Here is a 17,517-nt window from a genome sequence, read left to right on the forward strand (position 1 = left end):
GGTGGGGGAGGGCTGGGTCAGTTTTCCAAACAAATCGCTCATAAAATACCGGATGGCCCCCGTTTCACGCGCATCTGCAAATCAGAATATGACCCCCTAGGCGCCGGGCTGACGCGAGCAAAGTTTGTTGGAAGGGTGATGAGCTTCAAGACGATTTGCTCGATTAGCGCAGTCGTTTTCCAAATGATGCGGGATGTGCCGTTGATGATGCGGGCCGCTCGCTTTGCGCACTAAGGCCGGCTACATACTCGGCGATCAGTGCGTCGGCCCTGGAAATTCCTTCATCCGCGGTGTCGCGCTCGCTTTTGGCAGGGCGCTTGTCAACAGCCCGTGTCTGCTGCGCCGCGAACGATAGGACAATGATAGCAATGGCGCCCCCGAAGAGCAGCACCCAGCCCCAACCCAACCCAACGGAATTCGCCATCACTTTAGCCAAGCCCCCGAAGGGATTGCCCTTCATGGAGTGGTCCAGCTTTGCTCTGGCTTCGGCGAGAAGAGAGACGATCTTGGCCAAGGTTATTAGCATCCAGATCATGCCGGCCCCAGCAACAATTCCGGTGGCTCGCCGATATCCAGTCAAGACGAGCGCAACAACACCCAACGCGCCGATCGCAATGAAAATGCCATCGCCGTTTCCGCTCATGACGTAGTTGACCGAGCCAACCACCGGGAGGGTGACAATCGGACAAAATGTTCCCAGCGCCATTACGAGGGCAGCAAAAATAATCCCGGCGTCGAACGGCGTAAGGTCTTCAAAATCGATCATTGGTCAGCCCTCCGAGCCCACTATTTTGGCAAGGAAGAGATTACCGCCGGCTTTCAAACATCGGTTGCTGAATTGCTAATCCGGCGACCACACGTTGATTCAAGGTGTCGGCCCTAGTCCCCGCCATTGCAAACGCGCGCGGCACGCAACCCAGCCCACGTTGTTCAAACCACCACGCGACGTCGGATGTAATCCCGAGCCACAATCGTTACTCGGCTGTGACGCTGAGCCGATCGAGGTCGTGCTCGGGATTCGGGCGCAGCTGATGAAGAGAACCCGATACTGAGGTTCAAATGATCGAACCCAACAACATCCCGCCCAGCCGCTCAGAACCGCCGCCGAGGCACGCTGGCGGCTGGGCGCCTGTTCGTTATCACCGCTCTGTCCGCATGTAAGGGCTGCGCTCTGAGACCAATCGAAGGTCGGGGTCGGCGGCCAAGGTCAGGGAAGGCTTGATCCGGAGCGGGTTCTCTGGAGGGCGCTCAGCCACCACAACCCAGGCAATGACGCCGAATGCGAAAAGGGCTGCCGCTAGAGTCCAAGGATACCGCATCATTGCGTCCTCGTTAGTCTGGTATCAAAGTCCCGATCAGGTTGAGCAACGCTTGGTGCTCCGGACCATTTGCGCTGTCCCGCAGGAATTTGCCGATTTCAATGTACGAGGTCCGTCCTCCTGAGCCGGCATTCGGCTGATGCTTCACGACTGGCGTGCTCGAAGCCGGGTGTCGCGCCAAAGACCAGACGTCGCCGTTGCTGCTTTCGTACAGGACCCGATCGCTCATAACGAGCTAATAGCGCCCGCACTATTCGGTTCCTGTTGCGGATCGTGCCGACTTCGGCCTGCTAGTCGTCAAGCGCCACAAGATACACCAGAGCCCGCCGGTTCACGCTGGCGGGCGCGTCGTCCACGCCGTGTGCACGCCACCGGGCTTTTAGTTCCCGCAACTATCGGACAAATATGAAGAATTCCTGGCCATTTTTGACAGCGAGTGTTGCAAGCCAGCTACAGCAACGTACAGGCGAACGACGTACCATTTGATTGGCAGGTGGGCGTACCTTTTTGTTGTACTTCTTTCTTCTGGGGAGACTCGCATGAAAAAGCTTTTAGTTGCCGCGGCCGGGATGATCGCGATGAGCCTGTCGGCTCCCGCGAGCGCGGCGGACCTCGCAGCGCGTCCTTACGTGAAAGCTCCGCCGCCGGCGATCGCCGCGATCTACGACTGGAGCGGCTTCTACATCGGCATCAACGGCGGTGGCGGCTCAAGCCACAAGTGCTGGGACTTCGTCGACACTTTTGGCGGTGTGACTGGCGTTCCGGGTAGTCTTGTCGGTGAAGGCTGTCACAATGCGACCGGGGGCACGGTCGGTGGTCAGATCGGTTATCGCTGGCAGTCAGCAAGCTGGGTGTTCGGTGTCGAAGGCCAGGGCAACTGGGCGGATTTCAAGGGCGACAATATCAGCGCGATCCCGGGATTCGGCCTTCGCAATCAGTCGAAAATTGACGCCTTCGGTCTGATCACGGGCCAAATCGGTTACGCCTGGAACAACGCCCTGTTCTACGTCAAAGGTGGCGCCGCCGTCGTCGGCGATCGCTACAGGACCTTTGACGTTGCAACCGGCCTTGAATTCGATCGGGCGAACGACCAAACCCGCTGGGGCGGGACGGTCGGCGCCGGCTTCGAATATGGCTTTGCGCCGAATTGGTCGGTTGGCATCGAGTACAATCACATCTTCCTCGAACGTCGTAACGTCGATTTCACTGGCTCCGGCAACTTCGCCGGCGCGGGACTTGGTGTCTTTACGCGCACCGAGCGTATCGATCAGAACGTCGACATGGGCCTCGTCCGCTTGAACTACCGTTTCGGCGGCCCGATGATCGCGAAGTACTGAGTAGCTTCATTAAAAGAACAGGGGGCCGGCTCTTTGAGCCGGCCTTCTTCTTGGGGAGGCTCGAAATGACAAAGACCTACAGGCCAGTCATCCCGTCGCAGCTCGCCGCCGATCTAAACCGAGCATTCGCTTCGGCTGAACCTCACACGGTTTGCCGGGCGATCGGGCAATCACTCAAAGATTTCAACGTTTCAGAAATCTCAAAAAAAACCGGACTGCAGCGTACAAGCATCTATCGCGGTTTCGGCGACGAACAGCTTCCGAACTTTTCCACTGTTCTTGCTGTACTCACAGCGATGGGCTTGGAGCTCAAGGTGGCTCCACGCGTCGGCGCCGAAACCAAGCGCTTCCGCGAAGCGTCCGTCGGCTATTGAAGAACGCGGGCGAGCTACGCTACTGCGCGTCGTGGGTCTGGATAGTTCGACTCGTTTCCCGTTCAACATCCGGTCTAGCGGGGTTCGGCGCGTTTTCCACGTCCGGCGGGTCGGTAAATGCCGCCTCGACGCGGAGCCTGTCCCAAATCACCCGCCCGTCGATTTTCTTAGGCTAGCTCCTACGCTTAGCGAACTGATGGAGACGCGCGTCGGTTCGATCGTGTCGGGTGGTCCGGGGCGCGGGCGCGCGTCGAGACCAGCCTTTCTTTTGTCGAAATTTGGGCACTAGTTTGTTTTTTGAAAAAGGGAGAAGTTAAGTGGCGATGGGGACCGTGAAGTGGTTCAACCCGACAAAGGGTTATGGATTTATACAGCCTGACAACGGCGGCAAGGACGTCTTTGTTCACATCTCGGCAGTTGAGAAAGCTGGTTTCACCTCTCTCGCCGAGGGGGCCAAGGTCAGCTTCGACGTCGTGAACAATCGCGGAAAAGATTCGGCGGAAAATCTACGGATCGGGTGATATAGCACGGCCAGTCGCTACGAGCGCTCGCTAATCATTGTTTGTTGTTGGCATTCGCCTCCGGTTCGACGGCCGGTTGATCGGTTTTAGGTACTGCGGGTTCTCGCACGCTATCTTTGGGCTTTTGTAGGTTTCTTTGGAACGCCCATCCGATCAATCCCGCCAGCACGAGGACAGCTCCGGCGAGCATCAACCAGTGGGGATATTCGACCCTGGAAAGCATCGCTGTTCCCGCTAGTGCTCAGCGCTCACCTTCGTGCCGCAGCGGCTGGGTACGCAACCGTTCTTGAGCGCAATGGTTTCGGCGACTGCTTCTTTTTTGGTCGGAAAGTGCGTCGCCACCAACGACAGGACTCCAGCGATGCAGAGGGCAGTCAAAGCGGCGCCCGCAACGCTTACCGCACCTCGCAATAGCAACTGCCCCAACGCGCGCGACATGGTATCCGCTTAGCTTGAGATACTTAATGAATGCTGCGCGCGATCAGCGGCGCACAGAAAAGCGCGTCGCATCGCGCGGCATCCTATCAGATCAAGGTTCCGTGGAAGCGAGCGCTGTCGGATGACCTAGTAGGTGCCCGCCTATTGCGTGCTGAGCGACACGCCAAGAACAAATGCCTTAGCCGCCGTCGCGCCCGGCGTTCGCTTCAACTTCTTTGCGATCTTCGTGACACCAGTCTTTTGCTTCGCAAGTGACTTCAGCGTCTTCAGGTCGTCTTTCGTCCACTCGCGACGAACAGTCTTCTTTTTCTTGGCCAACTCGGCGCTCCTTCATTGATAGGAGCGCGGTCTAACACATGGCGCGCGGTACGCAAAATCCCTGGTGAATGGCGCTGTTTGACGAACCCTGTCGTTTTTGACAGGTGCGGGCCGTCCCGAGACGTGGGCATGATCGCGGCTAAAGGACGAGGGCCGCGGCTATGCGACGTTACTACTTCCCGATTTTCCACAAGGGAGAGACACAGGCGGACCATGTGGGGGAACTATTTGGCTCTGCTGAACTAGCGGCCCAATACGGCGCCCGTGTTGCTCGGGATATCGCCAGCGACCCCGACTACGACCGTGGTGCGGGCACGGTCGTAAGCGTGGTTGACGCCTCCTCCGATGCTGAGATCGCGCGGCACAGGGTTGATAGTCTTGCTTGTTGCTGCGGTGAAGGATGCCAAGGCGTGAAGGGTGTTGGCTTGAGGGGCCTGGGCTAACCGAACCATTGCGCGAAGGCGCGTCCGCTGGTGCGGCTTACTCGGCCTTGCTGCTTGCGGAAACGTTGCAACCGACCGTAGACGGCCTGGCGAGTGCGGCCTAACCGCTCGCCGAGCTCGGTTGCAGTCATGCCCTGATCGAGTAGCGCAAGAAGTTGCGCTTCTTCTTCGGGCGACCACGGGCGGATCTCTTGTCGATTGTTGGACATCGATTTCATGCCAGCAAAAGCGCTGCGAGCCATCATTGTACAGCAAGATGGTAAATGATGAGTTCTGCCGTCGGACGGAGTGGCGGCGGGAGTTGAGGGGCAGGAGGAAGCGATGGAGGTGAGGCTGGCGGCCGGTGAGGGCGAGGAGTGCATGATGGAGTCGGCGAGCTGGCAATGCTGTCGCAGTAACGAAATCTAACCATATTCCTGCTATTTTATCCGTTCTGAATGAGGGCCTTATGGCGGAAACTTCCATTGAATGGACTGATGCAACGTGGAACCCGGTAGCTGGCTGCACGGTGTTAACTGCTGGATGCACTAACTGTTACGCGATGCGCATGGCTGCGCGGCTGGATGCTATGGGCGTTGCTAAGTACAAGGGACTGACTCGAAAAAGCGGCAAACGTGCCGTGTGGACCGGAAAAATTCGGCTCGATCAAAGCTCGTTGGAAACACCGAAAGCGTGGTCGAAACCGCGCAAGGTTTTCGTAAATTCAATGTCTGATCTGTTCCATCCTGACGTGTCCGCCGATTTTATTTTCCGTGTGTGGCAGGTGATGAAGGAAACTCCCCGCCACACCTATCAGATACTCACGAAGCGTCCCGACCGTATGGCGGAAGTTTTGTCCCAACCGCAGTTCGAAATTCTGCCGAATGTCTGGCTGGGGACCAGTGTTGAAGATGGCCGCGTACTGTTCCGGCTTGATGATGTTCGGAGGGTACCTGCTGCGGTCAGGTTTGTGTCACTGGAGCCGCTTATCGGCTCGGTCGCAGACGGCGACCTTACAGGCATTCACTGGGCGATAGTTGGGGGTGAGAGTGGGCCGCGCGCGCGGCCAATGAATCCAGAATGGGTTGATGAAATCGAGTCGATGTGTCGCCGGGCGGGGACTGCATTTTTCTTCAAGCAGTGGGGCGGCAAGAATAAAAAAGTGACAGGTCGCACGTTGAATGGCCGGACCTACGACGAGATGCCAACACTGACTTTCTGATTAGCGATGCTTGTTGAAAATCCCTTCGATAATTTTTTGTGCGACGGGCTTCTGTGAGGCAAAAATCAAGTAGTAGACTACGGCATTGTTGCTGTTTTTCATCGGTAGCGGATCTGGCACATACTTAAATCCTGCTACCTTCTTCAACCTCTCTCGAAAAGCTTCTACAACTACATCGTTGCTCTGCTTTACAATATCTGGACCGCCAAAGAGGTTACCTTGGGGGTGCTCGGCGTAAGCAACGCTCCGCCAAGACTCGTCGCCCCAAAAGCGATTCATACGATCGATGCCGTCCTGTGGCACGGCGCTGGGATCGCGCCAAATGGCATTTCGGTTCATATCCATCACCGGGAAATTCAGAAACATATCGACGGCCCGAGATTTCCCAGCCATGTCCATTGCCCTCCAGTCCAAATGAAGTCCGTACGGATCAAAAAGACAAAGCGCGCGATTGTAATGTTCATATTGGATTGTCGGCAGCAGTGAGCGGATCAAATAATCAGACGCATCGCCGGTCTTGATCTGCACATTGCTTCTACCAGCGCAAATGGATTTGAGGTGCGCTGTCTTTTGCTCGTTCATGTCGATAAAATAAAAGCCGTCAAATGGCGGAGAAATTTTTAGCGCTCTAGCGGGACTTCCGTCGATCTGATCGCCAGTATTTTTCGAGATGTGCACGCCAGCTCCGCTGAACGCATCGACGTAGTATTTTTTCAGGCTCTGGTTCGCAAAGGCGTTTGTATATGCCGCACCATAATTCTCAACGATCTCAAGTTTCAACTCAGACCAGATCCCAACCTCATCGAATTCAAGCTCTGGAAGGTTGTTCATCGCGGAAGGAGTGGGAGTCATTTCCATGTGTCTGGTTCCGTAGCCGAGGTATGATTTAAGCCGCCTTAAGGACGCTGCGACGGCGTGTCCGCATAATGCAGCGGCATTCTATCGACTGATACGAACGTCGCCGCACGCTTCTTCGCTCGGCCGCTCACCATCAAAATCTGTGTGAGCGAGTAGGGCGCCAATGCCAAACAACACCATTCCGCCGATCCAAATCAGTGCGGAGGCAGCAAGAAGCGCCGACGTCCCAACGCCGATACTACCGGTGAGACCGAACAGCGTGCCGGCGTTGAACAACAGTCCGACGACGCCCCAAAGCCAGAAAAGAGATGTTAGCAGGCCGCGCCCTGTGCCCTGCTGGCTACGGAGCCGGAACGTGCGCTCCCAGCTTTCTTTGCGTTGAAATAGCCCCATTGAAATCCCCTAGACCCGTCACGACCATAAGGCGAGGGAAGCGGAGGGGGCAACCCTACTTGCGGGCAAGGCGAACGCCCGACCCACCATCGATCGTCTGGCCATCGTCGAGGAAGATGACGCCGGCAGATTCGAGGGCGGCGCGGATGGCGGCGAGATTGTTCGCAATAGGCCGGCGGTTCCCGATCTCAAATTCAGCCACCGTCGCGCGAGAGAGCCCCGAGCGGTTTGCCAAATCCGTTTGGGACCAAGCCAATAACCCCCGAGCAGCTCGACATTGCGCGTCTGTAATCATACAAATTGTATAACCATAGTCAGAATGCTTGACTATTTGCCTAGCATAAGTCAATTTGCATAACGTTAGCCTAATTGCAGATTCGGAGCAAACGCAAAATGCCGCAAGCACGCTTGCAGGCCGACGCTGTCGGCTTGCCCATTTCCCGCCAGATTGTGGAGGCGCAAATCGACTTGCTAATCGACCTCCTCGACCTCCTCGACCAACTCGACGACGCCGACAGCGAACCCAGCCTAGGCTTCTCGACGGGCGGCTATCGGCCAGAGGATCAGCCTCAGGAGGGCCTTGCTCTGCACATGAACGCCGACGCAGGCCGGGACATGGAAGATGAACACGATGGCGCTGAACCGCACGAGGACTCAGAACCGAGCCTCGGTTGGACCTCGACCACCAACCAGACCGCGCCCGGATGGGAGGCAAACTACCTTGGCGCCGTCGACCTTGAGGGCGGCGTTGGGCCGGTGCGAAGGGGGCGGCCGGCATCGCGCACGGGCAATCGCGTGGTGGTCGGTGCTGGGGTTTTGGGGTAAAAACGCCCATCGGCGGCGTGATGTTGCCCCCAAGTTTCACTGCGCCGCTGAGGCCCGCTCCAGCCGCAAAGCTGGGGCGGGCTATTTCTTCCCAATGCAAGTAACGAATTCTTACAAATCGGTTACAGCGTCGGTTTGTGCCGCATTTGTTCGAAAGCCACCATGTATAAACTGACTCGTGCGTCGGCTCTAGCCGGCGAGGTAAGCAGAGCCATTTTCTCAGGGGCGCGCTCTTGCCCAATCCCGCCAACGACAACCGACCCGTACAGCCGCGCGGCCTGCGTCGCACGGCTGCGGCACGATACCTCGGGATCTCTCCCAGCTATTTCGATACCCAGCGCAAGGCTGGTAATATTCCGGCGCCGAGGCAGATGCTCGGCGTGGTGCTATGGGACCGCAACGATCTCGACCGCTTGTTCGATGGTGTTTCGGTCGGGAACGAAAACGACGACTATTGGGATAAGCAATGCGGCAGCGGAAACCCAAATACGTAAACGAGTATCTGGATAGGCACGGGCAGCCGCGCGTCTATCTGCGTCGGCCGGGCAGGCCGCAACTTGCCTTGCCTGCGCCCCTCTATACGCCCGAATTCTGGACGGCCTATCGCGCTGCTATGAGCGCCGACGAGCCAACGCCGGAGGTGCGGCGTATCAAGGCCGGCACGATTGCCGCTGCTGTGCGGGGCTACTACAGCAGCGCCGAATTCAAGGCGCTGGCCGAGACGACAAAGCCGGCCTATCGGGGCGTGCTAAATCGTTTCGTCGACAAGCATGGCGATGGACCGATTGCAGGGCTTCAGCCGAAGCACATCAACAAACTAATCGACGATATGGCCGACACACCGTCAGCGGCCAGCAACTTTCGCAAGCGGCTTAAGGCCGTGATGGACTATGCGGTATCGGCTGGCCTGCGCGCCGACAATCCGGTGGTAGTTGCCAAAAAGGTGAAGCTCAAAACCACCGGCCATCGCACCTGGACGGAAAAGGACATCACCGCGTTTCGCGGGTGCTATAAAGTCGGCACACCGCTACGGCTTGCCTTCGAGGTGCTATTGCATACCGGCCTCCGCCGCTCCGATGCAGTGCGGCTTGGCTGGAAGCACCTGACCAAGGACGGTTTCGTTATCACTACCAAGAAGAGCCAAGGCCACGTTGAGCTTTGCATTCCGGTGCATAGCGACTTGGCGCGGTACATTGCTGATTCCCCAAAGGACGGCCCGGCCTTCATCGCAACCATGCACGGCCGAGCGCGCAGCGAGAAAGCATTCTCGGCTTGGATTAGCGAGGCTGCGGCGGACGCTGGCCTGCCTCCACGCTCCTCGCCGCATGGTGTGCGCAAGGCTGCGTGCCGTCGCTTGGCTGAATCCGGAAGCACAGCGCTGGAGATTATGAGCATTACCGGCCACACGGATATCCGCGAAATCGAGCGCTATTGCCGCGCGGCTGCGCGCAAGGGTTTGGCCGTTGCCGCGATGGCGAAGCTGCAAGCCGGTTTCGATATCCAATTGCCTAACCCACCTAGGCAGTTAGGCAAAAGCGCCCGCAAATCATTGAAATCATTGGTGACAAAAGCCGGCTGGCGATCCCAGCAGGACTCGAACCTGCAACCCGCGGAGTAGAAATCCGCTACTCTATCCAGTTGAGCTATGGGACCGTCCCTAGGCCGGCCTCTGACGAGGCCTGGCGGGCTTCTACCACGGCACATATGAAAAATCCTCAGCCCCGCCAAGCCTGAACCGAACCGTTTTCCCCCTGGTAGCGACAAAGCGGAGCGGCGGAGTGTGGTTGGCCGGCTCTGCGACACGGCGGCAAGCCGTGTCGCGTCCAAAGTCGCGCCCAAGACATGCTCCGTCCCTACGTCTTCTCCGGTGCCGCCGCGTCCTTGCGGCGGCCCTTGGGCAGCTTTGGGCTTGCCTTGCCATGGCGAATGCGACGATTTGCACCTTTGGTTCCATCGCCTTGAGTCCGTCACCTTTCCGCGCACTTCATGCCACCGCGGCGTTCGTCCGCGATCCCGGGAGTCCAGCATGATCGGTCTGATCCGCGCCGTCATACTCTGCGCCACGCTGGCGTTCGGCCTTGCGACCGCACAGGCTGCTGACAAGGCGTTCAAGCGCGACGATCTGGCCGATTCCGCCATCAAGCTGGAGGCCCAGATCAAGAGTGAGGCGGGGCCGGTTGCGAAGACCAACGCGACGCTGCGCACGGATGCCGACGCCGCCTTCCGGCGCAACGATGTCCGCAGCGGCCTGTCGGTCCTCGGCCAGATCGCCGCGACCACGCCTGAGGATGCCGGCAACTGGCTGCGGCTCGCCAAGGTCATCTTCCAGATCACGCCGAAGAGCTCGAGCGAGCAGACCTTCCTGCTGGAGCGCGCCTCGACCGCCGCCTACATCGCCTACCAGCGCGCCGGCAATCAGGGCGAGGAGGCCGATGCGCTCGCTGTGCTCGGAAAATCGCTCGCCGAGCGCAAGCTCTGGCGGCCGGCGCTGGATGCGCTGCGGCTGTCGCTCGACATGCGTGAGGTCGCCGACGTCCGCGGGAGTTACGAGAAGCTGCGCGACGAGCACGGCTTCCGGCTGCTGGATTACACCGTGGATTCGGACTCGGCGAGCCCGCGCGCCTGCTTCCAGTTCTCGGAAGAGCTCGCCAAGCGCACCGACTTCGCGCCGTTCCTGGCACTCGCGGGCCAGGACAAGCCGGCGCTGTCGGCCGAAGGCAAGCAGCTCTGCGTCGACGGACTGAAGCACGGCGAGCGCTACAACATCAATCTGCGCGCCGGCCTGCCGTCCACGGTCAAGGAGGGGCTGCCCAAATCGGCCGAGTTCAACGTCTATGTGCGCGACCGCAAGCCGTTCGTGCGCTTCACCAGCCGCGCCTATGTGCTGCCGAAGACCGGCCAGCGCGGCATTCCCGTGGTCAGCGTCAATACGCCCGCGGTCAACATCAATGTGTTCCGGATCGGCGACCGCAATTTGATCAACACGGTAGTCGACAGCGATTTCCAGAAGACGTTGTCCAAGTATCAGCTCACGGATCTGGGTGGCGAGCGCGGCGTCAAAGTCTGGTCCGGCGAGCTTGCGACCGCGACGACGTTGAACCAGGACGTCACCACCGCATTCCCGGTCGACCAGGCGCTTGGCGATCTCCAGGCAGGCGTCTATGTGATGACGGCCGCCGCCAAGGGGCCGGGCTCCGACGACGACTACCAGCTCGCCACCCAATGGTTCATCGTCTCCGACCTCGGCGTGTCGGCTTATTCCGGCAACGATGGCATCCATGTCTTCGTCAATTCGCTGGCTTCGACCGATCCGGTCGGCAAGGCCGAGGTTCGGCTGGTCGCGCGCAACAACGAGATCCTGGCGACCCGCAAGACCGACGACAGCGGCCACGTGCTGTTCGAGGCAGGGCTGGCGCGCGGCGAGGGCGGCCTGTCGCCGGCGCTGCTCACGGTGACCGGCGAAAAGGCCGACTATGCCTTCCTCAGCCTGAAGACGAGCGCCTTCGACCTGTCCGACCGCGGTGTGGCGGGCCGCGTTGTGCCGGCCGGCGCCGATGCCTTCGTCTACGCCGAGCGCGGCGTCTACCGCTCCAGCGAGACGGTCTATCTCACCGCGCTCCTGCGCGACGGGCAGGGCAATGCCGTTAGCGGCGGGCCGCTGAGTCTGGTGATCGAGCGTCCCGACGGCGTCGAATTCCGCCGCGCCGTGCTCTCCGACCAGGGCGCCGGCGGCCGCACGCTGGCTGTGCCGCTGAATTCTGCTGTCCCGACCGGGACCTGGCGGGTGCGCGCCTTCACTGATCCGAAGGGCTCGTCGGTCGGCGAGACCACCTTCATGGTCGAGGACTACGTTCCTGATAGGATCGAATTCGACTTGTCTGCCAAGGACAAGCTGATCAAAGCTAACGCTCCTGTAGAGCTTAAGGCCGACGGTCATTTCCTCTATGGCGCGCCGGCCTCCGGTCTCCAGCTCGAAGGCGACATGCTGATCGCGCCCGCCACCGAGCGACCGGGCTTTGCCGGCTATCAGTTCGGCGTCGCCGACGAGGAGACCACCTCGAACGAGCGCACGCCGCTGGAGAACCTGCCCGAGGCGGATGCCAACGGCGTCGCGACCTTCCCGGTGACGCTGGACAAGCAGCCGGCCTCGACGCGACCGCAGGAGGCGCAAATCTTCATCCGCATGGTGGAGACGGGCGGCCGCGCCGTCGAACGCAAGCTTGTGCTGCCGGTCGCGCCCGCCAACGCCATGATCGGCATCAAGCCGCTATTCGCTGACAAGAACGTCGCCGAGGGCGACAAGGCCGAGTTCGACGTCCTGTTTGTTTCGCCTGAAGGCAAGCCGCTCGCCCGCGACGGCCTGCGCTATGAGCTCCTGAAGATGGAGTCGCGCTACCAGTGGTATCGCCAGAGCAATTACTGGGAGTACGAGCCGGTCAAGTCGACTTCGCGCGTCTCTGATGGCGACGTCACGATCGCCGCCGACAAGCCGTCGCGCATCTCGCTTGCGCCGCGGCCCGGCCGCTATCGGCTCGACGTCAAGTCGAACGATGCGGACGGTCCGGTGACCTCGGTGCAGTTCGACGTCGGCTGGTACTCCGACGGCAGCGCCGACACGCCGGACCTCCTGGAGACCTCGATCGACAAGCCGCAATACACCTCCGGCGACACCATGACGGTGTCGGTCAACGTCCGCACCGCCGGCAAGCTCACCATCAACGTGCTCGGCGACCGTCTGCTCACGACGCAGACCATGGACGTCAAGGAAGGCACCGCGCAGGTGAGGATTCCCGTCGGCAAGGACTGGGGCACCGGCGCCTATGTGGTGGCGACGCTGCGCCGTCCGCTCGATGCCGCCGCGCAACGTATGCCGGGCCGGGCGATCGGGCTGAAATGGTTCGGCATCGACAAGCAGACCCGGACGCTCCAGGTCAAGCTGACGCCGCCGGCGCTGATCCGGCCGAACGCGATGCTGAAGATCCCGGTCAAGCTCGACGGGCTCAACCCGGGCGAGGACGCCAAGATCGTCATCGCGGCGGTCGATGTCGGCATCCTCAACCTCACCAACTACAAGCCGCCGGCGCCGGACGACTATTATCTCGGTCAGCGCCGCCTGACCGCGGAGATCCGCGATCTCTACGGGCAGCTCATCGACGGCATGCAGGGCACGCGCGGCCAGATCAAGTCCGGCGGCGATGCAGGTGCGGCCGAATTGCAGGGCTCGCCGCCCGCGCAAAAGCCGCTCGCGCTCTATTCGGGCATCGTCACCGTCGGCGCTGACGGCAGTGCTGAGGTGAGCTTCGACATTCCGGAGTTCGCCGGCACCGCGCGCGTGATGGCAGTGGCCTGGACCGCGACCAAGCTCGGCCGCGCCCACACCGACGTCGTGATCCGCGATCCCGTGGTGCTGACCGCGACCTTGCCGCGCTTCCTGCTCAATGGCGACCACGGCTCGGTCAATCTCGAGATCGACAATGTCGAGGGGCAGGCCGGCGATTACATCATCAACGTGAAGACGGGCGGCCCGGTGAAGATGACCGGCAATCCCGCGACCACCGTCAAGCTCGCCGCCAAGCAGCGCAACTCGTTCTCGCTCGCGCTCGACGCGACCGCGGCGGGGCAGGCGACGCTCGACGTCGATATCAAGGGACCGAATGGCTTAGCGCTCGCGCGGCACTATGCGCTCGACGTCAAGGCGGCGACGCAGGTGCTGGCGCGGCGCTCGATCCGGACGCTGGCAAAGGGCGAGAGCCTGACGCTGACCTCGGACATGTTCTCTGACCTCGTGCCGGGCACCGGCAGCGTCTCGGTCTCGGCCAGCCTCTCGACCGCGCTCGACGCTGCGACGATCCTCAAGGCTCTCGACCGCTATCCCTATGGCTGTTCGGAGCAGATCACCAGCCGGGCCATGCCGCTGCTCTATGTCAACGAGCTCGCGGCCGGCGCACATCTGGCCATGGACATTGAGGTCGACCAGCGCATCCGCGATGCGATCGAGCGGCTGTTGGCGCGCCAGGGCTCGAACGGCTCGTTCGGCCTGTGGTCGGCCGGCGGCGACGACGCCTGGCTCGACGCGTACGTGGCGGACTTCCTGACCCGCGCCCGCGAAAAGGGCTTTGTGGTGCCGGACGTGTTGTTCAAGAACGCGCTCGACCGCATCCGCAACTCGGTCGTCAACGGCAACGAGCCGGAGAAGGACGGTGGCCGCGATCTCGCCTATGGTCTCTACGTGCTCGCCCGCAATGGCGCGGCACCGATCGGCGACCTCCGCTATCTCGCCGATACCAAGCTCAGTAACCTCGCGACGCCGATTGCGAAGTCGCAGCTGGCGGCGGCTCTCGCGCTGGTCGGCGACCGCAACCGCGCGGAACGCGTCTATGGCGCTGCCCTCGACTCGCTTGCGCCAAAACCGGTGCTGGAGTTCGGCCGCACCGATTACGGCTCGCAGCTCCGCGACGCCGCAGCCCTCGTCTCGCTCGCGAGCGAAGGCAACGCGCCGAAGGCGACGCTGACGCAGGCCGTGTCGCGGGTCGAGACCGCGCGCGGGCTGACGCCCTACACCTCCACGCAGGAGAATGCGTGGCTGGTGCTGGCGGCACGCGCGCTCGCCAAGGAGAACATGTCCATGGAGATCGATGGCCAGCCGGTCAAGACCGCTTTGTACCGGAGCTACAAGGCCGCGACGCTGGACGGCAAGCCGCTGAAGATCACCAACACCGGCGACGCGCCGGTGCAGGCGGTGGTCTCGGTGTCGGGCTCGCCGGTGACGCCGGAGCCGGCGGCTTCGGCCGGCTTCAAGATCGAGCGCAGCTATTTCACGCTCGACGGCAAGCCCGCCGACATCAGCAAGGTCAAGCAGAACGACCGCTTCGCCGTGGTGCTGAAGATCACCGAGGCCAAGCCGGAGTATGGGCACATCATGGTGTCTGACTATCTGCCGGCGGGTCTGGAGATCGACAATCCAAAGCTGGTGTCGTCGGGCGACAGCGGCAAGCTGGGCTGGATCGAGGATGGCGAGGAACCGGAGGATACCGAGTTCCGCGACGATCGCTTCACCGCGGCGGTCGACCGTGCCTCGGATTCCAAATCGATCTTCACCGTCGCCTATGTCGTGCGCGCAGTCTCACCCGGCAAATACGTGCTGCCGCAGGCCTATGTCGAGGACATGTACAATCCCTCGCGTTACGGCCGCACCGGGACGGGGAACGTCGAGGTGCGGGCGGCGAAGTGAATGATTACAGCCGTATGAGCAAAGACGTGCCATACACACCGTCGTCATGCCCGGGCTTGTCCCGGGCATCCACGGACTTCGGCGTCGCGGGCAAGAACGTGGATGGCCGGGACAAGCCCGGCCATGACGGGCGGAGAGGGCGGCGCGCTCTTCGCTTCGTCTCGGTTTGTGCTTTTACTCTCATCCTCGCCATCTGCGCCTCCGTCGCCTCGGTCTACTCTCTGGGCCCGCTGCCGCTCGACGAGGCTCGCCAAGTCTCCACCACCATCGTTGACCGCAACGGCAAACTGCTGCGCGCCTATGCCATGGCGGACGGCCGCTGGCGGCTGCCGGTCGACGCCAAAGCGAACGTCGATCCGACCTATCTAAAACTGCTGCTCGCCTATGAGGATCAGCGCTTCCACGCCCATGATGGGATCGACCCGCTGGCGCTCGGACGCGCCGCATTGCAGCTTGGGACGCGCGGCCATATCGTCTCGGGTGGCTCGACCATCACCATGCAACTTGCGCGGCTGATGGAGCCGCGGCGGCAGCGCTCGCTCTACGCAAAGCTGCGGCAGATCGCGCGCGCGATCGAGCTCGAGCGCAGCTTGAGCAAGAACGAAATCCTCGACCTCTATCTCGCGCTCGCGCCCTATGGTGGCAATCTCGAAGGCATCCGCGCGGCCTCGATCGCCTATCTCGGCAAGGAGCCGAAGCGGCTCTCGTTGGCCGAAGCCGCGCTTCTGGTCGCGCTGCCGCAATCGCCGGAGACGCGCAGGCTCGACCGCTATCCTGAGGCCGCACGCGTTGCGCGCGATCGCGTACTCGACCGCATGGTCGAGGAGCACCAGGTCAGCATCGACGACGCCAAGCAGGCCAAGCTCGTGCCGGTGCCGAAGCTGCGCAAGCAAATGCCGATCCTGGCGCCGCATGCCTCCGACGCGGCGCTTGCGACGGTCAAGGACACGCCGGTCATCAAGCTGACGCTCGATGCCAATCTCCAGAAGGTGCTGGAGCCGCTGGCGCGCGACCGCGCCACTGCGCTCGGCCCGAACATCTCGGTCGGCATCATCGTCGTCGACAATGAGAGCGGCGACGTGCTCGCCCGCGTCGGCTCGGCCGATTATTTCGACGAGCGCCGGGCAGGGCAGGTCGATATGACCCGCGCCATCCGCTCGCCGGGTTCGACCCTGAAGCCTTTCATTTACGGGCTCGCCTTCGAGGACGGCTTTGTCCACCCCGAGAGCCTGATCGACGACCGACCAGTCCGCTTCGGCTCCTACGCCCCGGAAAATTTCGACATGACGTTCCAGGGCACGGTGCCGGTGAGGAAGGCGCTGCAATTGTCGCTGAACGTGCCCGCCATCGTGCTGCTCGATCGCGTCGGCTCGAGCCGGCTGGCATCGCGGCTGCGGCAGGCCGGCGGCAATCTCGTCTTGCCGAAGGACGAAGCGCCGGGGCTTGCCATGGGGCTCGGTGGCGTCGGCGTGACGCTCCAGGACCTCGTCCAGCTCTATACGGGTTTCGCCCGGCTCGGCACCACGAAGCCGCTGCGCGAAGTCATGGCGGACAGGGATGACCGCGAGCCGCTGCGGCTGCTGGATCAGGTCGCGGCCTGGCAGGTCGGCAACGTGCTGCTCGGCACCCCGCCGCCGGAAAACGCCGCCCATAACCGCATCGCCTTCAAGACCGGCACCTCCTACGGCTACCGCGACGCCTGGTCTGTCGGGTTCGACGGCCGCATGACGATCGGCGTCTGGGTCGGGCGGCCCGATGGCGCGCCCGTTGCGGGCCTGGTGGGCCGCGTGGCTGCCGCACCCATCCTGTTTGACGCCTTCGCCCGGACCGGCAAATTGCCGGCCGCGCTGCCGAAGCCGCCGAGGGGAACTCTGGTCGCCGGCAATGCGAAGTTGCCGCTGCCTCTGAAACGGTTCCAACCGGTTGGGGAACTGGTCCGGACCGGGGGAGAGCAGGCCCTGCACATCCAGTTCCCGCTGAATGGTTCCCGGATCGATGTCGATCGCTCGAGCGGGTCCGAGGCGGCGGCCATGCCCGTCAAGGTCGCCGGCGGGGTTTTACCGATGACCATTCTGGTCAACGGCACGGCGCTCGGCGAGATCGACGGACGCCGCCAGCGCCTGATCGATCCGCCCGGTCCAGGCTTTGCGCGCTTGACCGTGATCGACGCCACTGGCGCCGCGGACACAGTTGTCATTCGAATTCAATGACCCCGCCTCAAGCGGTTGTGGCGATGGCGGTTTCAGCGTAAGCGGAACC

16 protein-coding genes and 1 tRNA gene are annotated in these 17,517 nt (G+C 61.7%); 8 read left to right on the forward strand and 9 right to left on the reverse strand.

Annotated features, from left to right (window positions below):
* Nucleotides 1–163: 163 nt before the first annotated feature.
* A complete protein-coding gene (locus tag IVB18_RS24900; RefSeq protein WP_247991535.1) occupies nt 164–766 on the reverse strand; it encodes a hypothetical protein in 603 nt (200 codons plus the stop codon).
* 1,092 nt (nt 767–1,858) lie between these two features.
* Between IVB18_RS24900 and IVB18_RS24905 the strand changes: the two genes are divergently transcribed.
* The 3 genes from IVB18_RS24905 (at nt 1,859) to IVB18_RS24915 (ending at nt 3,551) form a co-directional block, all read left to right on the forward strand.
* Complete coding sequence (locus tag IVB18_RS24905) at nt 1,859–2,656, forward strand: outer membrane beta-barrel protein (RefSeq protein WP_247991536.1); 798 nt, start codon at nt 1,859–1,861, stop codon at nt 2,654–2,656.
* Between the two features lie 65 nt (nt 2,657–2,721).
* A complete protein-coding gene (locus IVB18_RS24910) occupies nt 2,722–3,030 on the forward strand; it encodes an addiction module antidote protein (protein ID WP_247991537.1) in 309 nt (102 codons plus the stop codon).
* 317 nt (nt 3,031–3,347) lie between these two features.
* Nucleotides 3,348–3,551, forward strand: coding sequence for a cold-shock protein (locus IVB18_RS24915; protein WP_028141284.1), 204 nt, complete (start codon nt 3,348–3,350; stop codon nt 3,549–3,551).
* A 34-nt stretch (nt 3,552–3,585) separates the two neighbouring features.
* On the opposite strand, the gene IVB18_RS24920 is transcribed toward IVB18_RS24915, so the two are convergent.
* The 3 genes from IVB18_RS24920 to IVB18_RS24930 all read right to left on the reverse strand — a co-directional run bounded on the left by IVB18_RS24920 (nt 3,586) and on the right by IVB18_RS24930 (nt 4,968).
* Nucleotides 3,586–3,774, reverse strand: coding sequence for a cytochrome c oxidase subunit 4 (locus IVB18_RS24920; protein ID WP_247991538.1), 189 nt, complete (start codon nt 3,772–3,774; stop codon nt 3,586–3,588).
* A gap of 356 nt (nt 3,775–4,130) precedes the next feature.
* Complete coding sequence (locus tag IVB18_RS24925; protein WP_247991539.1) at nt 4,131–4,307, reverse strand: hypothetical protein; 177 nt, start codon at nt 4,305–4,307, stop codon at nt 4,131–4,133.
* Nucleotides 4,308–4,746: 439 nt separating this feature from the next.
* Nucleotides 4,747–4,968 carry a helix-turn-helix domain-containing protein gene (locus tag IVB18_RS24930; protein WP_247991540.1) on the reverse strand — a complete coding sequence of 74 codons (222 nt, stop codon included), beginning with the start codon at nt 4,966–4,968 and terminating at the stop codon, nt 4,747–4,749.
* Nucleotides 4,969–5,198: 230 nt separating this feature from the next.
* Here IVB18_RS24930 and IVB18_RS24935 point away from each other — a divergent pair, with 230 nt between their 5' ends.
* Nucleotides 5,199–5,951 (forward strand): DUF5131 family protein, encoded by a 753-nt coding sequence (locus IVB18_RS24935; RefSeq protein ID WP_247991541.1) that lies wholly within the window; start codon nt 5,199–5,201, stop codon nt 5,949–5,951.
* Here IVB18_RS24935 and IVB18_RS24940 read toward each other — a convergent pair whose 3' ends face one another.
* The 3 genes from IVB18_RS24940 to IVB18_RS24950 form a co-directional block, all read right to left on the reverse strand.
* Nucleotides 5,952–6,809 carry a three-Cys-motif partner protein TcmP gene (locus IVB18_RS24940; protein ID WP_247991542.1) on the reverse strand — a complete coding sequence of 286 codons (858 nt, stop codon included), beginning with the start codon at nt 6,807–6,809 and terminating at the stop codon, nt 5,952–5,954.
* An 81-nt stretch (nt 6,810–6,890) separates the two neighbouring features.
* Nucleotides 6,891–7,202, reverse strand: a complete 312-nt coding sequence (locus IVB18_RS24945) for a hypothetical protein (protein WP_247991543.1) — start codon at nt 7,200–7,202, stop codon at nt 6,891–6,893.
* A gap of 55 nt (nt 7,203–7,257) precedes the next feature.
* Nucleotides 7,258–7,497 (reverse strand): helix-turn-helix transcriptional regulator, encoded by a 240-nt coding sequence (locus IVB18_RS24950; RefSeq protein WP_247991544.1) that lies wholly within the window; start codon nt 7,495–7,497, stop codon nt 7,258–7,260.
* A 98-nt stretch (nt 7,498–7,595) separates the two neighbouring features.
* Between IVB18_RS24950 and IVB18_RS24955 the strand changes: the two genes are divergently transcribed.
* Both IVB18_RS24955 and IVB18_RS24960 read left to right on the forward strand, forming a co-directional pair.
* Nucleotides 7,596–8,027 (forward strand): hypothetical protein, encoded by a 432-nt coding sequence (locus IVB18_RS24955; protein WP_247991545.1) that lies wholly within the window; start codon nt 7,596–7,598, stop codon nt 8,025–8,027.
* Nucleotides 8,028–8,260: 233 nt separating this feature from the next.
* Entirely contained in the window at nt 8,261–8,521 is a 261-nt protein-coding gene (locus IVB18_RS24960) for a hypothetical protein (RefSeq protein ID WP_247991546.1), read from the forward strand.
* A gap of 554 nt (nt 8,522–9,075) precedes the next feature.
* Here IVB18_RS24960 and IVB18_RS24965 read toward each other — a convergent pair.
* On the reverse strand, nt 9,076–9,531 hold the full coding sequence (locus tag IVB18_RS24965) for a hypothetical protein (RefSeq protein ID WP_247991547.1): 456 nt from the start codon (nt 9,529–9,531) through the stop codon (nt 9,076–9,078).
* Between the two features lie 72 nt (nt 9,532–9,603).
* Nucleotides 9,604–9,680: transfer RNA gene (locus tag IVB18_RS24970), tRNA-Arg, on the reverse strand.
* 373 nt (nt 9,681–10,053) lie between these two features.
* Here IVB18_RS24970 and IVB18_RS24975 point away from each other — a divergent pair.
* Entirely contained in the window at nt 10,054–15,258 is a 5,205-nt protein-coding gene (locus IVB18_RS24975; RefSeq protein ID WP_247991548.1) for an alpha-2-macroglobulin, read from the forward strand.
* 98 nt (nt 15,259–15,356) lie between these two features.
* Nucleotides 15,357–17,468 carry a penicillin-binding protein 1C gene (gene pbpC / locus IVB18_RS24980; RefSeq protein WP_247991726.1) on the forward strand — a complete coding sequence of 704 codons (2,112 nt, stop codon included), beginning with the start codon at nt 15,357–15,359 and terminating at the stop codon, nt 17,466–17,468.
* The last annotated feature ends 49 nt before the right edge of the window (nt 17,469–17,517 follow it).

It is taken from the genome of Bradyrhizobium sp. 186 (assembly GCF_023101685.1).
GTDB lineage: Bacteria > Pseudomonadota > Alphaproteobacteria > Rhizobiales > Xanthobacteraceae > Bradyrhizobium.

Coding starts and splice junctions, on each gene's coding strand:
- IVB18_RS24975 (WP_247991548.1), top strand. CDS start 10,054: ATGATCGGTCTGATCCGCGCCGTCATACTCTGCGCCACGCTGGCGTTC.
- IVB18_RS24940 (WP_247991542.1), bottom strand. CDS start 6,809: ATGGAAATGACTCCCACTCCTTCCGCGATGAACAACCTTCCAGAGCTT.
- IVB18_RS24930 (WP_247991540.1), bottom strand. CDS start 4,968: ATGAAATCGATGTCCAACAATCGACAAGAGATCCGCCCGTGGTCGCCC.
- IVB18_RS24905 (WP_247991536.1), top strand. CDS start 1,859: ATGAAAAAGCTTTTAGTTGCCGCGGCCGGGATGATCGCGATGAGCCTG.
- IVB18_RS24950 (WP_247991544.1), bottom strand. CDS start 7,497: ATGATTACAGACGCGCAATGTCGAGCTGCTCGGGGGTTATTGGCTTGG.
- IVB18_RS24945 (WP_247991543.1), bottom strand. CDS start 7,202: ATGGGGCTATTTCAACGCAAAGAAAGCTGGGAGCGCACGTTCCGGCTC.
- IVB18_RS24900 (WP_247991535.1), bottom strand. CDS start 766: ATGATCGATTTTGAAGACCTTACGCCGTTCGACGCCGGGATTATTTTT.
- IVB18_RS24955 (WP_247991545.1), top strand. CDS start 7,596: ATGCCGCAAGCACGCTTGCAGGCCGACGCTGTCGGCTTGCCCATTTCC.
- IVB18_RS24910 (WP_247991537.1), top strand. CDS start 2,722: ATGACAAAGACCTACAGGCCAGTCATCCCGTCGCAGCTCGCCGCCGAT.
- IVB18_RS24920 (WP_247991538.1), bottom strand. CDS start 3,774: ATGCTTTCCAGGGTCGAATATCCCCACTGGTTGATGCTCGCCGGAGCT.
- IVB18_RS24935 (WP_247991541.1), top strand. CDS start 5,199: ATGGCGGAAACTTCCATTGAATGGACTGATGCAACGTGGAACCCGGTA.